Source organism: Aeromonas sp. FDAARGOS 1402 (assembly GCF_019046925.1).
GTDB classification, from domain to species: domain Bacteria; phylum Pseudomonadota; class Gammaproteobacteria; order Enterobacterales; family Aeromonadaceae; genus Aeromonas; species Aeromonas caviae.
Window position 1 is genome coordinate 3,109,922 of sequence record NZ_CP077201.1, and the last position, 19,054, is coordinate 3,128,975.

Annotated in this window: 13 protein-coding genes and 3 pseudogenes; 7 read left to right on the forward strand and 9 right to left on the reverse strand. The window is 60.2% G+C overall.

Going from position 1 to position 19,054, the window contains the following annotated elements; genetic code table 11:
• Positions 1-23: 23 nt before the first annotated feature.
• From I6L32_RS14940 to I6L32_RS14950, 4 genes and pseudogenes are all read right to left on the reverse strand, one after another.
• Positions 24-1,877, reverse strand: a pseudogene (locus tag I6L32_RS14940) (DEAD/DEAH box helicase).
• A 120-nt stretch (positions 1,878-1,997) separates the two neighbouring features.
• Positions 1,998-2,207, reverse strand: coding sequence for a hypothetical protein (locus I6L32_RS23145; protein WP_254203836.1), 210 nt, complete (start codon positions 2,205-2,207; stop codon positions 1,998-2,000).
• Between the two features lie 327 nt (positions 2,208-2,534).
• Positions 2,535-3,068: a hypothetical protein gene (locus tag I6L32_RS23150; protein ID WP_254203837.1), complete on the reverse strand. Its 534-nt coding sequence runs from the start codon at positions 3,066-3,068 to the stop codon at positions 2,535-2,537.
• 10 nt (positions 3,069-3,078) lie between these two features.
• The gene (locus I6L32_RS14950; protein ID WP_039038991.1) at positions 3,079-3,411 is read right to left on the reverse strand and encodes a DUF3302 domain-containing protein; all 333 of its coding nucleotides are present in this window, start codon (positions 3,409-3,411) and stop codon (positions 3,079-3,081) included.
• Between the two features lie 215 nt (positions 3,412-3,626).
• Between I6L32_RS14950 and I6L32_RS23155 the strand changes: the two genes are divergently transcribed.
• From I6L32_RS23155 to I6L32_RS23165, 3 genes are all read left to right on the forward strand, one after another.
• Positions 3,627-3,989 carry a hypothetical protein gene (locus I6L32_RS23155; protein ID WP_254203838.1) on the forward strand — a complete coding sequence of 121 codons (363 nt, stop codon included), beginning with the start codon at positions 3,627-3,629 and terminating at the stop codon, positions 3,987-3,989.
• A gap of 109 nt (positions 3,990-4,098) precedes the next feature.
• The gene (locus tag I6L32_RS23160; RefSeq protein ID WP_254203839.1) at positions 4,099-4,929 is read left to right on the forward strand and encodes a mechanosensitive ion channel domain-containing protein; all 831 of its coding nucleotides are present in this window, start codon (positions 4,099-4,101) and stop codon (positions 4,927-4,929) included.
• Positions 4,862-5,266 carry a mechanosensitive ion channel domain-containing protein gene (locus tag I6L32_RS23165; protein WP_254203840.1) on the forward strand — a complete coding sequence of 135 codons (405 nt, stop codon included), beginning with the start codon at positions 4,862-4,864 and terminating at the stop codon, positions 5,264-5,266. The genes I6L32_RS23160 and I6L32_RS23165 overlap by 68 nt, the downstream gene beginning before the upstream one ends.
• 62 nt (positions 5,267-5,328) lie before the next feature.
• On the opposite strand, the pseudogene I6L32_RS14960 reads toward I6L32_RS23165, so the two are convergent.
• The 5 genes and pseudogenes from I6L32_RS14960 to adhE all read right to left on the reverse strand — a co-directional run bounded on the left by I6L32_RS14960 (position 5,329) and on the right by adhE (position 13,682).
• Positions 5,329-6,764, reverse strand: a pseudogene (locus I6L32_RS14960) (carbon starvation protein A).
• Between the two features lie 145 nt (positions 6,765-6,909).
• A pseudogene (gene btsR / locus I6L32_RS14965) lies at positions 6,910-7,620 on the reverse strand (two-component system response regulator BtsR).
• Positions 7,617-9,308 carry a sensor histidine kinase gene (locus tag I6L32_RS14970; protein WP_216944089.1) on the reverse strand — a complete coding sequence of 564 codons (1,692 nt, stop codon included), beginning with the start codon at positions 9,306-9,308 and terminating at the stop codon, positions 7,617-7,619. The pseudogene btsR and the gene I6L32_RS14970 overlap by 4 nt, the downstream one beginning before the upstream one ends.
• Before the next feature lie 352 nt (positions 9,309-9,660).
• Positions 9,661-10,896 carry an HD-GYP domain-containing protein gene (locus tag I6L32_RS14975; protein ID WP_124244364.1) on the reverse strand — a complete coding sequence of 412 codons (1,236 nt, stop codon included), beginning with the start codon at positions 10,894-10,896 and terminating at the stop codon, positions 9,661-9,663.
• A gap of 110 nt (positions 10,897-11,006) precedes the next feature.
• Entirely contained in the window at positions 11,007-13,682 is a 2,676-nt protein-coding gene (adhE, locus tag I6L32_RS14980; RefSeq protein WP_042883155.1) for a bifunctional acetaldehyde-CoA/alcohol dehydrogenase, read from the reverse strand.
• Positions 13,683-14,514: 832 nt separating this feature from the next.
• Between adhE and I6L32_RS14985 the strand changes: the two genes are divergently transcribed.
• The 4 genes from I6L32_RS14985 (at position 14,515) to oppC (ending at position 18,994) form a co-directional block, all read left to right on the forward strand.
• Complete coding sequence (locus I6L32_RS14985) at positions 14,515-15,150, forward strand: YchE family NAAT transporter (RefSeq protein ID WP_010674328.1); 636 nt, start codon at positions 14,515-14,517, stop codon at positions 15,148-15,150.
• Between the two features lie 280 nt (positions 15,151-15,430).
• Positions 15,431-17,050, forward strand: a complete 1,620-nt coding sequence (locus I6L32_RS14990; RefSeq protein WP_042883151.1) for an ABC transporter substrate-binding protein — start codon at positions 15,431-15,433, stop codon at positions 17,048-17,050.
• Positions 17,051-17,147: 97 nt separating this feature from the next.
• Positions 17,148-18,068, forward strand: a complete 921-nt coding sequence (oppB, locus tag I6L32_RS14995) for an oligopeptide ABC transporter permease OppB (protein WP_010674330.1) — start codon at positions 17,148-17,150, stop codon at positions 18,066-18,068.
• Between the two features lie 14 nt (positions 18,069-18,082).
• The gene (gene oppC / locus I6L32_RS15000; RefSeq protein WP_010674331.1) at positions 18,083-18,994 is read left to right on the forward strand and encodes an oligopeptide ABC transporter permease OppC; all 912 of its coding nucleotides are present in this window, start codon (positions 18,083-18,085) and stop codon (positions 18,992-18,994) included.
• The last annotated feature ends 60 nt before the right edge of the window (positions 18,995-19,054 follow it).

A 19,054-nucleotide genomic window follows, 5' to 3' on the forward strand; every position in this document is an offset into this window, starting at 1 on the left:
CTAACTGGAACGAAAGGGCGGCATCAGATACCGCCCCGATAATCAAAACCGGGTGACTGCCGGGGTATCGCCTGCCATGGGGTCAGGCCGGGGGCGTTGGCAGTCCGGTAACGCCCCCTCGTAATCGAATATTTTTTCCTTCACCTGCCAGAAGCGTCCCGACTTGCGGGCGATGACGAAATCCGGGTGACGGAACTGGTCTGCCGCGAGCATCACGCTCGCCAGGGTCGTGAATTCGGGCTCCAGGCCAGGGGCGGGCCAATGATGACGCACAAAGCGTTGTTGAAACAAGCGCTGTGCACCCCGGGAGTGAAAGGGGAAGTACTCCGTCAGGGTCAAGCCATCTTCGTCGTGGTAGGTCACCTCCAGCCGCTCCCCCTGCTTGCCGCGCCCAGGGCTCAGGGTCAAACCGGCGCAGCGGATCACCATGCAGTCCTTGAGATTGAGGGCCTCCTTGAGCTTGTCGTCAGGATCCACCAGCAGCTGGTCACAGCTCTGGCAGCGACGGGCGGCGATGTCGTTTTCAGCGCCGCATCCGGGGCAGATCTTGGCGCGAAAGCGGTAGTCGCACTCCTCGCGGTTGCCCTCGTCATCTTCAAACAGGTCCCTGACAGCGGCGGCATAGTGCTCGATCACCTTGCATCCTTCGTCGTCCTTGCCCCAGAAGGTGTTGGCTAAAGCCGCAGGCGGGGCAGGGCTACATCTGAACGCTCGCGTGCCGGGCGATGGGGGGCCTGGGCTCCTCCCAAACCCTCGGGGCACAACAGGTTGAAGTTTCGTTGCCTGCCGTAGTCGGAGCACCCAGTGCAATCGCTCCTTGCCGGGTGAGAGGCGCAGGCCCCCGTCCCACAATTCTGCTGATAGAGCGACCACCGATTCGGTGGGACGCAGCATCACGATAAGGTCGACGTGGGGGGCATCAAAACCGGTGGTGAGCACCGCCACGTTGACCAGAAACTTGAGCTCGCGCGCCTTGAAGGCACTGATTAGAGCGTCGCGCTCCGGTCCCGGCGTCTCGCCGGTGACGAGGGCGGCCTGCTGGCCTCTGGCACCGAGCAGGCCATGAATTTCCCGGGCATGCTCGACGGTGGCGGCGAAGATCATCACCCCCTGCCGGTCGGCGGCATACTCCAGCACCTGGCTCAGGATATGGGGGGTGACCCGCTCCTGGCGCTTGATCTCGCCGTTGAGCTGCGCCTCGCTGAACAGGCCGTTCTCCCGCGGCACCAGCTTGCTGAAGTCGTAGTGGACGATGGGGGCGTCCACCAGGCGCGGCGGGGTCAGGGAGCCGTTTTTCACCATGAAGCGCAGGGGCAGTTCGAATACGCAGTCACCAAAGAGCCGCTCGCCGTGGCTCTTGACCATGCCGTGGTAGTGGCGCCGGTAGATCCAGCCCAGCCCCAGCCGATAGGGGGTGGCGGTGAGCCCGAGGATCTTGAGGGCAGGGTTGGCGGCCTTGAGATGCTCGATCACCTGGTGGTATTGGCTGTCGTCATCGAGCGAGACCCGGTGGCACTCGTCGATGATGAGCAGCGAAAACGCCCCGTCGAATGCTGCCAGATTGCGTGCCACCGACTGCACCGAGCCAAATACCACCTGGGCGCTCGCCTTCTTGCGATCCAGCCCGGCGGCGAAGATGTCGGCCTTGAGCCCCCACGCCTCGTACTTGGCGTGGTTCTGCTCCACCAGCTCCTTGACGTGGGCCAGCACCAGCACCTCGGCCGCGCGCCTTGCGGGCCAGTTCGGCGAGTCGACCAGACTCGTTTGCCGGCCCCGGTGGGCAGTACCACCACGGCGGGATCCCGGGTGTGTTTGCGAAGTGCTGATGACCAGAGCGTTGGACCGGCGTCGGTCTGATAGGGTCTGAGAACGAACATGGGGAACGGCTGTGGCGCAAGGTGGCGCCATTATAGGGATCTTGCGGGGAAAATGCAGCGAGGGGGGCGTGCTGACAGGAAGCGGGCCGGCAAGATGCCGGCCCGTGCAGGTCAGGGACCTCAGTGGAAGGGTAACAGGTAGTTGAGCCAGCTACCCATGCGCATCAGGATCTTGCGCATGATGGCCACGTGGTGGAAGTGCTCGGTATAGATGGCGGCCTGACCGCTGGAGCCCGCGATCACCTGGTAGTTTGCCCACTCGGGATCGGTGATCTCGAGCACGATGGGTAGGGCGACCCGGTACCTGGGCCGAAGTCTGATCGAAAGCACCCGCCTGTGCCTGGATGTTGTGCCCGAGCCATGGCCGGGATAACGGACTGCACCTTGGCCTTGAAGATGGCGACCCGGAATGCCGTCGAGCACGACTTCGGCCTCGTCACCCGCTTGAGCCGCTGCATGCTGTTTCTGCCAGAACCAGCCGACATAGGAATTGGGCATCTTCATGAATGAAGGTCATCACGGGGGCGGAACATTGAAGGGGCGCGGCATCCTGCCCGGGCGCAATGCCAGTTGCACGACATACCGTTCACTCGGGGCGTAGACCCACGGTCTGCTCCAGGTCGTTACTTGGCGACTGTACGCAGCTGGGCACTCAGGTCATTGAGCGGTCGCTTTTTGCAGATCTATCTGGGCGATGATGTCTCCACGTTGCGCCTGGGTGACGTCGAGCGTCGCGCTGTTGGCCGAGCCCCGTCGCCTCAGCCTCCTGGGCCGCGATCCCTGTCCAGATCGCTGAGCCGGATCGCAAGGCGGGCGTCCAGGAGCCTTCAGAAAATCGGGTTGGGAGGCGAGGCGCGCCTCAGGCCTGGCCGTCCCCTTTCTCCTGGAAGGGCTCAGCGTCGATGCGAAACAGCACATCCCCTTTTCTTGACCCGGCTGGTTGGGCTTCGACCGGGGACGTCGGTGACACGCCCCCTCTCGACCAGGGGCACGACCCCGGGGTGGAGACATAATAGTTGCGAGCCAGCTCGGAATAGGGTGGTTGTAGTTCATCAGCATGATGAGTGTGCCGATGATGATGACGCCACCCAGCACGGCGGTCGGCACGGTCCACTTGTTGAGCGGGATCTTGAAGATCTTGAAAATACCTATGCAGAGGGCTGTATAGGTGAGAATAAGTAGCAGGTCCATGGGGCGTTACCTATTTGTCGGTCTGTTCGAGCGTAGTCATGCGAGCCTGCAGTGCTGCCAGCTCCTCTTTGAGTGCGCTGATCTCTGTTTCGTCATGTTGTAGGCGTTGCGAGAAGCCCCAGCCGCGATCGGGGCGATAAATCGTGGCCCAGATCCAGAGGAAGGGCCAGAGCACGTGCAGGGTGAACAGGCTGACCCAGCCTGCCACGTGAATGGCGTCCTGGTGGGGGTGATTACGGTGCTTGGCAATTTCATATGGAATATCGTGAATGACGATAATGCCATAGAACATGACCAAGACGACAAACACCAGGATCCCCAGGGCAATGTAGTCAAGTACCATCGATTTCTCCCGTCTGAGTCGCTAACAATGCTTCGATTGTCGAGTCGAGGCTTCGGCAATAATGACAGCATATGCCGTCGGTGCAAGTCTGCAATCGGAGAGTTGGTGTGGCGGTACAGGCATGGTTCATCGGTTGCTCATTTAACACACAAAATTGATTTGGTTAGATAAAATCAAACAGCAATGGATGCCCGGCAAGGTGAGAGGTGAACCTGATGAACGAATGGTGCAGTGGCAAAGGATGGCGGCTTGGCCTGTTGCTGATCTGCCTGTTGTGGTCCCGCCTCGGCTGGACCGCCGAACCCAGAATGGAGCCCAATGAGCAGGAGCGGGCACAGACCCTGGTCCTGCTTCATGAACCCATCGTCATGCTGACGGCTAAATATGGCAACCTGGATGGGGCGGCCAGGGTACGGCTGGCCCATGAGCGAGTTCAGCGGATGGAGCCAAGCGACCTCATGACGCCTGTGGCCGTGACGAAAGGCAGCCGACACGGCCAGGAGAGCCGGGAGTTTCTGGTCAATGGCAAGCGCATTCTGGTGTTGCTGGAAGGGACCTTGATGAATTCGACGAACTGACCCTGGATCAGGCGGCCGAACGCGTCCTGCATCGGCTCGACGGCGTGCGCATCAAGTATCTCGAGCTGCACTCGACCCCCTATTTGCTCAGAGCCGTCGGCTTGGCGTGGTGGTCAGCCTGATCTTCTTCGGCCTCATCTGGCTGTTGCAGCGGGGGCATCGGCGAGTCAGAAAGTGGCTGGCCAACCGCCTGTTGCTGCAGAAGGGGCTGGTCCCCCACTCCTGGCGCCAGGTCACCGGGAATGTCGAGGTCCGCTTGCTCGGCCTCATCACGCTGCTGCTCATCTTCATGCTCACCTATGGCTGGCTGACCTATGTGCTCGGCCTGTTCCCCCAGACCCGGGCCTGGAGCTATCAGCTTGGGGAATCCCTGTTTGCCCTGTGTGGCGACATGCTGGAGGGCATGATTGCCGCCATGCCCGGTCTGGTAACCGTGCTGCTTATCGTGGTCATCACCCGTTTCTTCATCAAGATGCTGGCCATCCTCTTCGACCGCATCGAGCGTGGCCAGTTTCGGGTGCAGGGTTTGCACGCCGAGACCATAGGCGCCACCCGGCGACTGCTGTCAGTGGTGATCTGGCTGTTTGCCCTGACCGTGGCCTACCCCTATCTGCCGGGTGCGGATTCCGATGCCTTCAAGGGGATCAGCGTCTTCTTCGGTCTGATGGTGACACTGGGATCGGCCGGTATCATGAACCATGCCATGAGCGGCCTGGTGCTCATTTACTCCCGCGCACTGCGGCCAGGGGATCTGGTGCAGATCGGCGAGGTGGAGGGGATGGTGAGCGAGCTCAATGCCCTCTCGACCAAGCTGGTGACGCGACAGGATCACGAGGTCACGCTGCCCAATGCGGTGGTGGTGGGGCAAGGTGGTGAACCTGACACGGCTGGCGGGCGAGAAGGGGGTGGCCCTGTTGACCAAGGTGACCATCGGTTATGACACCCCCTGGCGTCAGGTACATGCCATGCTGGAGCTGGCCGCGCGGCGCTGCACCCGGCTCAATCAGGATGAAGCTCCCCTGGTGCGGCAGTTGAATCTGCAGGATTGGTATGTGGAGTACGAGTTGCAGGTAAGAATGAAGGCGAACGAACTCCCTGCGGTGGTCAAAACGGAGCTCCATGGCCATATTCAGGATGTCTTCAACGAGTTCGGGGTGCAGATCATGTCCCCCAACTTCATTGCCCAGCCGGAGCAGGCTGTGCTGGTGGCCAGGGAGCAGTGGTATCAGGCGCCGGCCCGGGCGCCCGATCCCGCCGAGCCCCCCGCCAGGGAGTGACCACAAAAAGCAGAGGCCCGGCAGCAATGCCGGGCCTCTTGTCATGAAGAGAAGCTGACGCCTCAGCTCTCCTTGGCCTCTCTCAGTTGGGAGGGCCTGAATTTCACCAGGAAGGCGAGGGTGATGAGGGCGGTGCTCACCAGACCGATGATGGTGGAAACATTCATCTCGAGGCCGAAACCGATGGGGGCGTTGGCCAGGTAGGTGATGACCACTGCGGTCATGAAGATGGCGGGAATGGTGCATACCCAGTGCAGCTTGCCTTCCTTGATGAGGTAGGCGGCCGCAGCCCACAGCATGATGACGGCGGTGGTCTGGTTGGCCCAGCCGAAGTAGCGCCAGATCACCCCGAACTCGGCCTTGGAGATGATGAAACCAAGGATGAACATGGGGATGGCGATGAGCAGACGCTTGGCCATCGGCTTCTGGGGTCAGGTGCCAGGAAGTCCGCCACGATTGAGGCGGGGCAGCTGCGAAACCGCGGTGTCCACCGAGGTGATGGGCAGATCACCACGCCGAGGATCGCCAGGATGCCGCCCACGGTACCGAGCAGGCTGTGGAGACTTCGTGCACCACGGCAGAGGGCCCCGCCCGCTGGCCAGGGTGGCGTTGAGTGCCTCGTGCTGTCGTAGAAGGAGAGACCCAGGGTGCACCAGATGAGGGCGATGATCCCTTCCCCCATCATGGCTCCGTAGAAGATGAAGCGGACCGGAGCCTTCTTCGTTCTGCATGCAGCGCGCCATCAGCGGGGACATGGGTGGCGTGGAAACCGGAGACGGCCACCACAGCGATGGTGATGAACAGCAGCGGCCAGAGCGGGCAGGTCGTCGGGTGCAGGTTTGGAGAAGTCCATCCCGGTGTTGTAGAAGCCCTTGCGGAGACGATGAGGGCCCGATGATGAGGCCGACCGACATGAAAGACCAGCCAGCGCACCGAAGATGGGGTAGAAGCGGCCGATGATCTTGTCGATGGGGACGATGGTCGCGAGGATGTAGTAGGCGAAGATGGCCGCAATCCAGTAGACCAGATCGGTGGAGGTGAGGTTGGCGAGCAGGCCCGCCGGGCTCAGGACGAAGACCACGCCCACCAGCTTCAGGAGCACCACGGCAAAGAGGTTCATGAAGTGCTTGGCGGCGGTGCCGAGGTGCTCACCGACCACGGTCGGCACCGAGGCGCCCCTGGCGCGTACCGACAGCATGCCGGAGAAGTAGTCGTGGACCGCACCGGCGAAGATGCAGCCAAAGACGATCCAGAGCATGGCGACCGGACCATAGAGGGCACCCAGGATGGGGCCGAAGATGGGGCCGACGCCGGCGATGTTGAGCAGTTGAACCAGGTAGACCTTCTTGTCCGACATGGGGACATAGTCCACCCCGTCCGCCATGGTGATGGCGGGGGTCTTCAACTCGGGTTTGGGCCCGAATATCCGTTCGATGAATTTGCCGTATATGAAGTAGCCGGCTATCAACAAGCCGACACAGAGGAAGAACCAGATCATTGCTACGCTCCTGCTTTGTTATTTTTTGGTGTGCGCAGCCAGTGTAGGGGGGGACTTCTGTTAACGGCAGGTGAAAGAGGGTGAGCGGCGACATGGCGACCCGAGCGGTTTGCCCACTGTGATCCGGCGCACATCGCGCACCGTTTTATTCCAGTCCCAGCTCGTCTTTGAGCTCCCTTGAGGTAGCGGCGGCCTGACCGGTACCCGGGCCCCGCTCGGGGTCACGATCTCCGCCAGCATGATTCTCCAGCAACCGGATTTCGAAGATGGCGGCCGGGGCCACCAGATACTGGCGGTGACCAGCGCAGCAGCGGGGTCTTCTCCTCCCAGGGACTTGAGGGTGAGCTGGGTTGTGAAACAGCTCGCCCTGGCAGGCGACATGGACGCCGCCGAGATCGGAGAAGGCGTACTCCACCTGGGAGGCTGGGAGCAGCCGTACCCGGTTGTGCAGGTATCCGGGGATATGGTGGATGGTCGGGGCCAGGGTCCCGACCGGTTGCGGGGTGATGTCCTGCCTGAGCCGCGCCAGGGTCTTGGCGAGGCGCGCAGGCTCCACCGGCTTGAGCAGGTAATCGAAGGCGTTCTCCTCGAACGCCTGGATGGCGTACTCGTCAAAGGCGGTGACAAAGACGATGCGGGGCAGGGGATCGAGCATGGCCACCAGCTCCATGCCGCTGAGCTTGGGCATCTGGATATCGAGAAACACCACATCCGGCTTGAGTTGCTGGATGAGGCCGAGCGCCTCGATGGCGTTGCCCGCCATGCCCAGGATCTCGATGTCGGGATCGCTGGCCAGCAGCTCTGCCAGCTCCTCGCGGGCATAGGGCTCGTCATCGACGATCAGAGTGCGGATCATGTCATCTCCTTGGCGGTGGTGCGGGGTTGTCGTGGGAGCGTCAGGGAGACCCGGGTCCATTGCTCTGGCTCCCATTGGACGTCAATGCCATAGCGCTCGCCAAAGGCGCTCTTGAGGCGCTTGTCCACCAGGCTCATCCCCAGACCATCCCCCTGGCCGGATGGTTGCCAGGCCCCGGCATTGTCTTCGACGCAAAGGGTGATCACCTCGGGGGTCTCCCTCGCGAAGAGGCGAAGTCGCCCCTCTCCCAGCAGGGAGCAGATGCCGTGCTTGATGGCATTCTCGATGAGGGGCTGCAGGGTGAAGCTCGGCAGTTGCACCTCGGCAAGGTGGGGCGGGATCTCGTTGATGACGGTGAGCCGCTCGCCAAAGCGGGCCTGCTCTATCTCCAGGTAGGAGAGGCAGTGCTCCTGCTCCTCACGCAGCGTGGTCAGGCCGCTCTGGCGCTTGAGGTTGTTGCGAAAGAAGCGGGAGAGGTGCAGCAGCAGTTCCCGTGCCCGTCCCGGATCGCGGCGGGTAATGGCGCTGATGGTGTTGAGGGTGTTGAACAGGAAGTGGGGGTTTATCTGTGCCTGCACCAGCTTGAGCTCGGATTGCACCAGCAGGCGCTGCTGCTGCTCCAGGCGGCCTGCCAGCAGTTGCTGGGACAACAGGTTGGCGATCCCTTCTCCCAGGGTGTGATTGATCTTGAGGAAGAGCCGCTTCTTGGGCTCATAGAGTTTGATGGTGCCGATCACCCCCTCGTCACCCTGCAGGGGGATCACCAGCACGGAGCCGAGCTGGCACTGGGGGGAGATGCTGCAACGATAGGGCTGGCTGTTGCCATCGGCGAACAGCACCTTGTTCTGGGCGATGGCTTGCAGGGTGATCGCCGAGGTGATGGGGGTGCCCGGCTTGTGGTGATCTTCTCCGGTGCCGATGAAGGCGAGGATCTTGTCGGTGTCCGTGATGGCGACGGCGCCGACGCCGGTCTCTTCCTGAACGATATGGGCTATCTTGCCGCTGGCCTCCGGAGTGAACCCCTGGCTCATGATGCCGACGGTACGGTTGGCGATGGTGAGCGCTTTGGCGGAGAAGACCCGGGAGAACTTTTCGTACATCCGCTGCTGGTCGCGGATCATGCTGATGAAGAGTGCCGCCCCGCAGGAGTTGGCGAGGATCATGGGGGTGGCGATGGTGCGCACCAGTAGCAGGGACTTGTCGAAGGGGGTGGCGACCAGCAGGATGATCACCATCTGCATGATCTCGGCCACGAAGGTGGTAAAGAAGGCGACCCTGGGCGCAAAGAGGTCATTGACCCTGCCTGCCCGCATCAGCCGCCAGTGCACCAGCCCCCCCAGCAAGCCTTCGCAGGTGGTGGAGATGGCGCAGGCGAGATCGGTGAACCCCCCCAGGGTATAGCGGTGCAGGCCGCCGGTCAGCCCCACCAGGAATCCAACCAGAGGGCCACCCAGCAGTCCCCCCAGTACGGCACCGACCGCCCGGGTGTTGGCGATGGCGTCATCGATGTCGAGGCCTACATAGGTTCCCAGGATGCAAAAGCAGGAGAAGATGACATAGATGAGCACCTTGTGGGGCAGCCTGACGGAGTAGTTGGCCAGGGGACGCAACAGGGGGCTTTTGGAAAAAAGGTAGGCGATGACCAGGCTGACACTCATCTGCTGGAGCAGAGAGAGGACTAGTTGCATAAAAAAGCTTCCTCAAACACCACGCCGGAGCCGGGCGTTGTCATGACGCAGGGTGAGCCTGAGCCCGTCTTGATGTGGGCTGCGGGCTGAACGCTGCGGCAGTTTGCCAGAATGGAAAAATAAAACCATATAAAATCAGCACGTTAAATTGATATTTGTGTAACCTGCGCCCGCTTGATATTGCTGATACGAGCATGAATGTATCCACCGGATACGCCACACGGAGGTGGCATGCTCCGCCCGGCCATCGGCTGGGCGTTTTTTATCCAGCTCCAATGGTGGACGATTTCGAGGGGACCTGAGCAATTATTCAGGTTTGTCCAATGAGTTATCCCCAGCTTCTGGGGATAACTCAGAAGGCGAAATAGTAACAGACCCGCCGACCCAGACCGAAAAAGGCGCGTTGCGCATCGTCCAGCTCTTCCTGTCTGAGGGTGGCGACGATGCTTCGCGCATCTTCCCGCAGATCGATCATGGCCACCCCTTCCGGTCGCTGCCCCTTGAGGTAGGGCAGCACCTTGGGTCTGAGGGGCATGCTGGGCTCGGTGGAGAGCACCAGGGCCAGGGCATCGTCATCCAGGCGCACTAGGGAACCCGGTGGATAGACCCCCAGCACCTTTATCAGCAACCTGACCTGGGTTTGCTCGAACTTCTTCTGGGAGAGCTTGTAGAGCTGGCCGATCACCTGGCTGGGCCCCGGCGGGTTGAGGCCGCTGCGCGGATGAAGCAGCTCGTCATAGTGATCCACCAGCCCGATGAGGCGGGCGAGGGGGGGGATCTTGTCGCCCTTGATCCCGAGGGGAAAACCGCTGCCATCGAGGCGTTCGTGATGCAGGTAGGCGACCTCACGGATCCTGGGTTCGAAAGCCTGCAACTGGTTGAGCATCTCCAGTCCGTACTGGGGGTGCATGTTGAGGAAATTCTGCTCCGCCTTGCTGAGCTCCCCCCGCTTCTGGATGATCTGGCTCGGGATCCTGAGCTCGCCGATGTCGTGGATCAGGCCCGCCAGACCGGTCTCCTCGATCTCGACGGGATTCATGCCAAGCTCCCGTGCCATCAGCATGGCGATGAAGGCCACGCTCAGGCTGTGTTGCAGCAGGGTATCCGTGTTCTGGCTGCGGATGAGGTGCAGACCGAGCGGCCCCTGGTGTTCTGCCAGACGGGCGGCGGTGCTGCGCACTATCTGCGCAGTATTGGCCAGGCCTTCGTCCGGTTTGAGGTTGAGGGCGCCAAGGGCGTCGCGAAGATCTGACAGGGATTGACCGAACGCCTTGTCCGCGATGCGAAGGGAGCGCCTGAACGCCTTTTCGTCGAAGGTGGGGCCCTCAGAAGAGGGGGCGGTATCCCCCGTGTCGCTCATCTCAAGAGAGGGAACGGGTTCGGCCCGCAGCAGGGGCTCGACCGGCAGATCGCTCTTGTCGGGATCCACCATCAGCAGGGTCAGGTCGAGGTGGCGGATGATGTCGAGCTGTTGCTGGTCCTTGATTTTGAAGGCGTTGAACATGAAAGGGTGGCTCGTCCAACCCGTGGGAAGATGGATGTAGTGGCCGACTCTCAACTGCTCGATGGAGGCCTGTATCAGCGCCATGGACTAGCTCTTCTGTCGAATTTGCCTATCAACAAGCTAGCAAAATTAAACAGATAGACAAACAAAAAAGCCCGCGCATGTGCGCGGGCTCTTGTCATCCGTGGCGTTTATCAGGCCTTGGATTTTTTCTTGTTGTCCACCTTGGCGTCGACCTTGGCTGCAACCGGGGCGGCAGCTGGGGCTTCCTCGATGAAGGGACGGCCGTAGTAGGTGTCCATCAGGATGGCTTTCAGCTCGGTGATCAGCGGGTAGCGCGGGTTGGCGCCGGTACACTGGTCATCGAAGGCTTCCAGGGCCAGCTGGTCTACCTTGGCCAGGAAGTCCGCTTCGTTCACGCCGGCTTCGCGGATGGAGGCCGGGATCCCCAGGGTGGCCTTCAGCTCGTCCAGCCAGGTCAGCAGCTTCTCGATCTTGGCGGCGGTACGGTCACCGGCAGCGGTCAGGCCCAGGTGGTCAGCCACTTCGGCGTAGCGACGGCGAGCCTGCGGACGGTCGTACTGGGAGAACGCGGTCTGCTTGGTCGGGTTGTCGTTCGCGTTGTAGCGGATGACGTTGCTGATCAGCAGGGCGTTGGCCAGGCCGTGGGGGATGTGGAACTCCGCACCCAGTTTGTGGGCCATGGAGTGGCACACACCCAGGAAGGCGTTGGCAAACGCGATACCGGCGATGGTGGCGGCGTTGTGCACCTTCTCGCGGGCAACCGGGTCGTTGGCGCCGTTGATGTAGCTGGAGGGCAGGTAGTCCTTCAGCAGTTTCAGGGCTTGCAGCGCCTGACCGTCGGAGTATTCGTTGGCCAGCACGGAGACATAGGCTTCCATGGCGTGGGTCACGGCGTCGATACCACCGAAGGCACACAGGGATTTGGGCATGCCCATCACCAGGTTGGCATCCACGATGGCCATGTTGGGGGTCAGCTCGTAGTCGGCCAGGGGGTACTTCATGCCGGTGGCGTCGTCGGTCACGACCGCAAACGGGGTCACTTCAGAACCGGTACCGGATGTGGTGGTGATACAGACCAGTTCGGCCTTCACGCCCATTTTCGGGAACTTGTAGATACGCTTGCGGATGTCCATGAAGCGCATGGCCAGGTCTTCGAACGCGGTATCCGGGTGCTCGTACATGACCCACATGATCTTGGCGGCATCCATGGGTGAACCACCACCCAGGGCGACGATCACATCCGGCTTGAAGGAGTTGGCCATCTCGGCGCCCTTGCGGACCACGGACAGGGTGGGGTCGGCTTCCACTTCGTAGAAGATCTCCACTTCCATGTTCAGCTTCTTGAGCAGGCGAACCACTTCATCGGCATAGCCGTTGTTGAACAGGAAGCGGTCGGTCACCACCATGGCGCGCTTCTTGCCTTCCAGGTCGCCCAAGGCGATCGGCAGGGAACCACGACGGAAGTAGATGGATTTCGGAAGTTTGTGCCACAGCATATTTTCTGCCCGTTTTGCGACTGTCTTCTTGTTGATCAAGTGCTTGGGACCGACGTTCTCGGAGATGGAGTTACCACTCCAGGAGCCGCAACCCAGGGTCAGGGACGGGGCCAGCGCGAAGTTGTACAGGTCACCGATACCACCCTGGGTGGAGGGGGTGTTGATGAGGATACGGGCGGTCTTCATCTTGTCGCCGAAGTACTTGATGCGGTCGGCATTGCGATCCTGGTCGGTATAGAGACCGGAGGTGTGGCCGATACCACCGATGTTGACCATGTCGCAGGCCATTTCGACGGCTTCTTCGAAGTTCTTGGCACGGAACATACCCAGGGTCGGGGAGAGTTTTTCGTGAGCGAACTCGTCTTCTGCGCAGAGTTCCAGACCTTCACCGATGAGGATCTTGGTGGTGGCAGGCACGGTCACACCGGCCATGGCGGCGATCTTGGTAGCAGGTTGGCCCACGATGTCGGCGTTCAGGGCGCCGTTGATCAGCAGCACTTTACGCACCTTGTCCGCTTCGTCCTTGGAGAGGATGTAGCCGGCGTGGGTCGCGAAACGCTCCTTGACCTGGTTGTAGATGGAGTCGACTACGATAACAGCCTGCTCGGAGGCACAGACCACGCCGTTGTCGAAGGTCTTGGACATCAGGATGGAGGCGACGGCACGCTTGATATCGGCAGTCTCGTCGATGACGATGGGCACGTTGCCCGCACCCACGCCGATGGCGGGCTTGCCGGAGGAGTAGGCGGCCTTCACCATGCCCGGGCCACCGGTGGCCAGGATCAGGTTGATGTCGTTGTGGCGCATCAGGGCGTTGGAGAGTTCGACGGAGGGTTGATCAATCCAGCCGATGATGTCTTTCGGCGCACCGGCGGCCACGGCAGCATCCAGTACCAGCTTGGCAGCGGTATTGGTGGAGTTCTTGGCGCGGGGATGCGGGGAGAAGATGATGGCGTTGCGGGTCTTCAGGGAGATGAGGGCCTTGAAGATCGCAGTGGAAGTCGGGTTGGTGGTCGGTACGATACCGCAGATGATGCCTACCGGCTCGGCGATGGTGATGGTGCCCATCTCGTCGTCCTGGCTCAGGATGCCGCAGGTCTTCTCATCTTTATAGGCGTTGTAGATGTATTCGGAGGCGAAGTGGTTCTTGATAACCTTGTCTTCGATGATACCCATACCGGATTCAGCCACGGCCATCTGGGCCAGGGGGATACGGGCGTTGCTGGCGGCCAGGGCGGCGGCACGGAAGACCTTGTCTACCTGCTCTTGCGAGAAGCTGGCGAATTGACGCTGTGCTTCTTTGACGCGGGCAACCAGTGCATCCAGTTCAGCCAAATTGGTTACTGCCATGTTTATCTCCTGATGATTTGAAAACTGTTTAGTAAGACCTTGGCAATGCCCGGGAATTATAGCCACCTTGTCAAGGCGAGAATCACCATAACGGGGTATTTACATGCCTTAGTAAACTGTTTTCTGGCTCGATTATAGGGTCGGGATGTGTCAGAAAAGATTGATCTGGATCATATGTAACAAAAGAACAAAAGAAATTTTGTTTCACCCCTTGTCGCACCACTATGTTACGGGAGTGTGTCATCCTTTCTTGGCATCACGAGCTGCTGTCACGCACCCTTGGAATATCTGCTTAGGGAAGGGGATCCGATGAATTCTCGCCTTGACCGGGATGGGGGGAGGTGGCATTGCCGTGATGGCGGCAGAACGCCCAGCCCCTGACGTTTCATTTATGTTGAGAAAGGGGTTGTTGTTTTCATCCAGTCGCCCTGGCGAAACAGCACATCTGACGGTGGCAGGGAACGTGTCACCTCTTCACAGCCGACCCCACTGGTGCCGTACCAGGGTGAGAAAGGCCAAAAATCGGGGTCACAGGAGCGGGTGGGGGCGGCAAGCAGGTGTGGTGAGAAGCAAGGGTGCCATTTGCCGAAAATATCGTTTCTTGGCTTAGGGTTGATATAACGCGCTGCCATGGCACCCGGCGATGTTAATGGCGACCTCTCTCCCTTAACAACCCGATATGTTGAATTTTGTCGATACATTAGCGGAACTAACTAAAAAGCCCCAGTAAGGGTGAGATTATTTGATTGGAGAAGGGAAAAGCCATGGTGTAAATTTACGCGCAGTTTGGGGGCTGGCCCCTTGTGGCTCGTATTGGTTCTGGATGGCGCCTATGGCAGCAATAGACTTCTCTTTATACCTGAAATTTTTCGTCGGCCTGTTCGCGATCATCAACCCGCTGGGTCTGTTGCCGGTCTTTGTGAGCCTGACGGGCCACATGTCGCCGGAGGAGCGACGCAAGACCAACACCACCGCCCACATTGCCGTGATGATCATCCTGATGGTCTCCATGTGCATGGGACAGCTCATCCTCGACAGTTTCGGCATCTCCCTGGCGTCGTTTCGCATTGCCGGTGGCTCGCTGATTACCTTGATCGCCTGGTCCATGCTGCAGGGCAAGCTGGGGGAGGTGAAGCACAACAAGCAGGAGAAGGGTGAACTGGCTGCGCGTGAATCCATTGCCGTGGTGCCCCTGGCTCTGCCGCTGATGGCCGGACCCGGTGCCATCTCCTCTTCCATCGTCTATGCCAGCCAGAAGACCCTGCCCCAGATGGCCGGCATGTTCGTGGTGGTGGTGGCGTTTGCCTGCTGCTCCTGGCTCATCTTCCGCGCCGCTCCCCTGCTGTTCAAGCTGATGGGCAACACCGGCATCAACGTGGTGACTCGTATCATGGGTCTCATCATGATGTCCCTTGGCATCGAGATCATCGTGGCGGGCATCAAGGGAGTCTTCCCCGGTCTGGTGTGAGCCAGGTCCGTTTTTGTCGGAGCCGGTCCTTGTGACCGGCTTTTTATTGTTTCTTTTTTGTTGGTCATTTCCTAGAATCGAGCGGCCCTGTACGAAAAATGACCGTCTCGGGATATTTAAATGCTGAATAAATGGTTTTAAGTTGTTTTTTTGACCATGAAAGCGGCCTGTTCCTGATGATATCTATTGCATTATCAGAATTGTCAGGGAATTATGCGGGCAGCGAGGTGTTTGTCTCGTGGATAACAAATGCATGGAATGTTCTTGTTGGAGTATGGAAATGACTCATAGAAAAACAATTATTAATACCCTTTTATTGACTGCACTTTTCGGTGGCGCCACCCTGGCTCACGCCGCCGATGTCCCCGCCGGTACCAAGCTTGCTCCCGAGCAAACCCTGGTGAAAGGCAATGGTTCCGAACCCGCCACCCTGGATCCCCAGAAAGTGGAAGGTACCCCCGAATCCAACGTATTGCGTGACCTGTTCGAAGGTCTCGTCTCCTCCGGCCCCAAGGGCGAAACCCTGCCCGGCGTCGCCGAGTCCTGGGAAACCAAGGACAACAAACACTACGTGTTCCACCTGCGCAAGGATGCCAAGTGGTCCAACGGGGATCCCGTCACCGCGCATGACTTCGTCTTTGCCTTCCAGCGCGCGGTGGATCCCAAGACGGCCTCTCCCTACTCCTGGTACATGGAGATCCCGACCATCATCAATGCCTCCGACATCATCGCGGGCAAGAAGCCGGCCGACACTCTGGGTGTGAAGGCGGTGGACGATCATACCTTCGAGGTGCAGCTGGAGAAGGCGGTGCCTTACTTCGTCAGCATGCTCTCCCACACCACCACCTATCCGGTCCCGAAGAAGGTGATCGAGAAGTTCGGTGACAAGTGGACCCAGCCCGGTAACATGGTATCCAACGGCGCCTACGTGCTGAAGGACTGGGTGGTCAACGAGCGTGTCGACGTCGAGCGCAACCCCAACTACTGGAACAACGGCAAGACCGTCATCAACAAGGTGACCTACCTGCCCATCCAGTCCACCAACGCCGAGCTGAACCGCTATCTGGCTGGCGAAGTGGATCTGACCTACAACATGCCCATCGAACGCTTCAAGCAGATGAAGAAAGAGCTGCCGGACGAAGTGAAGGTGAGCGGCTATGTGGGCACCTACTACTACACCTTCAACACCAAGCGCAAACCTTATGACGACGTGCGGGTGCGTACTGCACTCACCTACGCCATCGATCGCGACGTGATCGCCGACAAGGTGATGGGCAAGGGTGAGACCCCGGGTTATGCCCTGGTGCCCGACTTCGTGGACGGCTTCAAGCCGGTGGCACCATCCTGGTCCAAGCTGACCCAGGCAGAGCGCGATACCAAGGCGAAAGAGCTGCTGACCGAAGCCGGTTACGGCCCGGGCAACCCGCTCAAGTTCGAGCTGCTCTATAACACCGACGACAACCACAAGAAGGTGGCCGTGGCCGTCGCCTCCATGTGGAAGAAGCTCGGCGTGCAGGTGAGCCTGGTGAACCAGGAGTGGAAGACCTATCTGGAGACGCTCAAGCAAGGCCAGTTTGATGTGGCCCGTCGTGGTTGGATTGCCGACTACAACGAAGCCTCCTCCATGCTGGATCTGATGCAGACCACTCACGGCAACAACGACGGCAAATACTCCAACCCGACGTTCGACAAGCTGATGAGCGAGTCCCGCAACCAGGTGGATGCCGAGGCGCGCAACAAGCTCTATGTCCAGGCCGAAGAGATCCTGGCCAAGGACATGCCGATCGCCCCCATCTATCAGTACGTGACCTCCCGCATGGTCAAGCCCTACGTGGGCGGCTACCCGGCCAACCCGCTGGACAACATCTACAGCAAAGACATGTACATCGTTGCTCACTGAGTAAAGAAACAAGTCGCATAACAAGCAGGGCCCGCCAGACGGCGGGCCTTTATTACAACCGCGACCCTTTGGAAGCAGTACAGGACAGGAAATGTCTATGTTGAAATTCATCCTTAAACGTCTACTGGAAGCGATCCCGACTCTGCTGGTCTTGATCACCGTCTCCTTCTTCATGATGCGCTTCGCCCCGGGTAACCCCTTCACCAGCGAACGCGCCCTGCCGCCGGAAGTCCTGGCCAACATCGAAGCCAAATATGGCCTGGACAAGCCCATCGGCATGCAATACCTCACTTACCTCGGCAACCTGGTCCAGGGGGATCTGGGGCCCTCCTTCAAATACAAGGACTTCACCGTCAATGATCTGGTGAGCCAGGCCCTGCCTGTCTCCGCCAAGATAGGCTCGGTCGCCTTCCTGCTGGCAGTGACCCTGGGGGTCACCTTTGGCACCATTGCGGCCCTGAAACAGAACACCCTCATCGACTACCTGTTGATGTCGTCGGCCATGGCAGGGGTGGTGATACCCGGCTTCGTGCTGGCACCGCTGCTGGTGCTCTTCTTCAGTATCTATCTGGGCTGGTTCCCGGCGGGGGGCTGGCAGGGGGGCGGCGCCCAGTTCATGGTACTGCCGGTGTTCGGCATGATGATGTACTACATCTCGGCCATCTCCCGCATCATGCGCGGCAGCATGATCGAGACCATGAACTCCAACTTCATCCGTACCGCTCGCGCCAAGGGGCTGCCCCTGCGTCACATCATCCTCAAGCACGCGCTGCGCCCGGCCATGCTGCCGGTGGTCTCCTACCTGGGACCGGCCTTCGTGGGCATCATCACCGGCTCCGTGGTCATCGAGACCATCTTCGGCCTGCCGGGGATCGGCCAGCTGTTCGTCAACGGTGCCCTCAACCGTGATTACTCCATGGTGCTCGGTCTGACCATTCTGGTCGGTGCCCTCACCATCACCTTTAACGCCGTGGTCGATATTCTCTATGCCGTCATCGATCCCAAGATCCGTTACTAAGCCGGGAGTTCATCATGGTAGTCACAACTGAAAAGCGCGAAGCCGTCGAGGCGTTCGCCCAGAAAGTGGAAGTGGTGGAAGGACGCTCCCTGTGGAAGGATGCCCGTCGCCGTTTCCTGCGCAACAAGGCGGCCCTGACCAGCCTCATCATCCTGACCATCATCGGTCTGGCGGTGATCGTGGGGCCCCACCTGTCCCAGTACACGTTCGATGACCCGGACTGGGGGGCCATGCAGAGTGCCCCGGACATGGAGACCGGCCACTGGTTCGGCACCGACAGCCTGGGGCGCGACCTGTTCGTGCGTACCCTGCTCGGCGGACGCATCTCCCTGATGGTCGGCATCATGGGGGCCCTGGTGGCCGTCATCATCGGCACCCTCTACGGCGCCGCGTCCGGCTTCATCGGCGGCCGGGTCGACAGCCTGATGATGCGGGTGCTTGAGATCCTCAACGCCTTCCCCTTCATGTTCTTCGTGATCATGCTGGTGACCTTCTTCGGTCGCAACCTGGCCCTCATTTTCCTCGCCATCGGGGCGGTGAGCTGGCTCGACATGGCGCGGATCGTGCGCGGCCAGACCCTGAGTCTCAAGAGCAAGGAGTTCATCGAGGCGGCCCACGTCTGCGGCGTCTCCAAGTGGAAGATCATCACCCGTCATATCGTGCCCAACGTGCTTGGCATAGTGGCAGTTTACGCCACCCTGCTGGTGCCGGGGATGATCATGTTCGAATCCTTCCTGAGCTTCCTGGGTCTGGGCGTGCAAGAGCCCATGACCAGCTGGGGCGCCCTGCTGGATGAAGGCTCCAAGTCGATGGAAGTGGCCATCTGGCAACTCCTGTTCCCCGCCGGTTTCATGGTGGTGACCCTGTTCTGCTTCAACTTCCTCGGGGATGGTCTGCGTGATGCCCTGGATCCCAAGGATCGCTGATACCCAGGGACCGGCAAGACGCCAAGGGGCCATCAGACCCGTTCAGGGAACGCACCGCGT

Excerpts from the sequence above, each read along its gene's own strand:
- I6L32_RS14975 (WP_124244364.1), bottom strand. The coding sequence starts at position 10,896 with ATGGCGCTGATACAGGCCTCCATCGAGCAGTTGAGAGTCGGCCACTAC.
- I6L32_RS14990 (WP_042883151.1), top strand. The coding sequence starts at position 15,431 with ATGACTCATAGAAAAACAATTATTAATACCCTTTTATTGACTGCACTT.
- I6L32_RS14970 (WP_216944089.1), bottom strand. The coding sequence starts at position 9,308 with ATGCAACTAGTCCTCTCTCTGCTCCAGCAGATGAGTGTCAGCCTGGTC.
- I6L32_RS23150 (WP_254203837.1), bottom strand. The coding sequence starts at position 3,068 with ATGGACCTGCTACTTATTCTCACCTATACAGCCCTCTGCATAGGTATT.
- I6L32_RS14950 (WP_039038991.1), bottom strand. The coding sequence starts at position 3,411 with ATGGTACTTGACTACATTGCCCTGGGGATCCTGGTGTTTGTCGTCTTG.
- adhE (WP_042883155.1), bottom strand. The coding sequence starts at position 13,682 with ATGGCAGTAACCAATTTGGCTGAACTGGATGCACTGGTTGCCCGCGTC.
- oppB (WP_010674330.1), top strand. The coding sequence starts at position 17,148 with ATGTTGAAATTCATCCTTAAACGTCTACTGGAAGCGATCCCGACTCTG.
- I6L32_RS23155 (WP_254203838.1), top strand. The coding sequence starts at position 3,627 with ATGAACGAATGGTGCAGTGGCAAAGGATGGCGGCTTGGCCTGTTGCTG.
- I6L32_RS14985 (WP_010674328.1), top strand. The coding sequence starts at position 14,515 with ATGGCAGCAATAGACTTCTCTTTATACCTGAAATTTTTCGTCGGCCTG.
- oppC (WP_010674331.1), top strand. The coding sequence starts at position 18,083 with ATGGTAGTCACAACTGAAAAGCGCGAAGCCGTCGAGGCGTTCGCCCAG.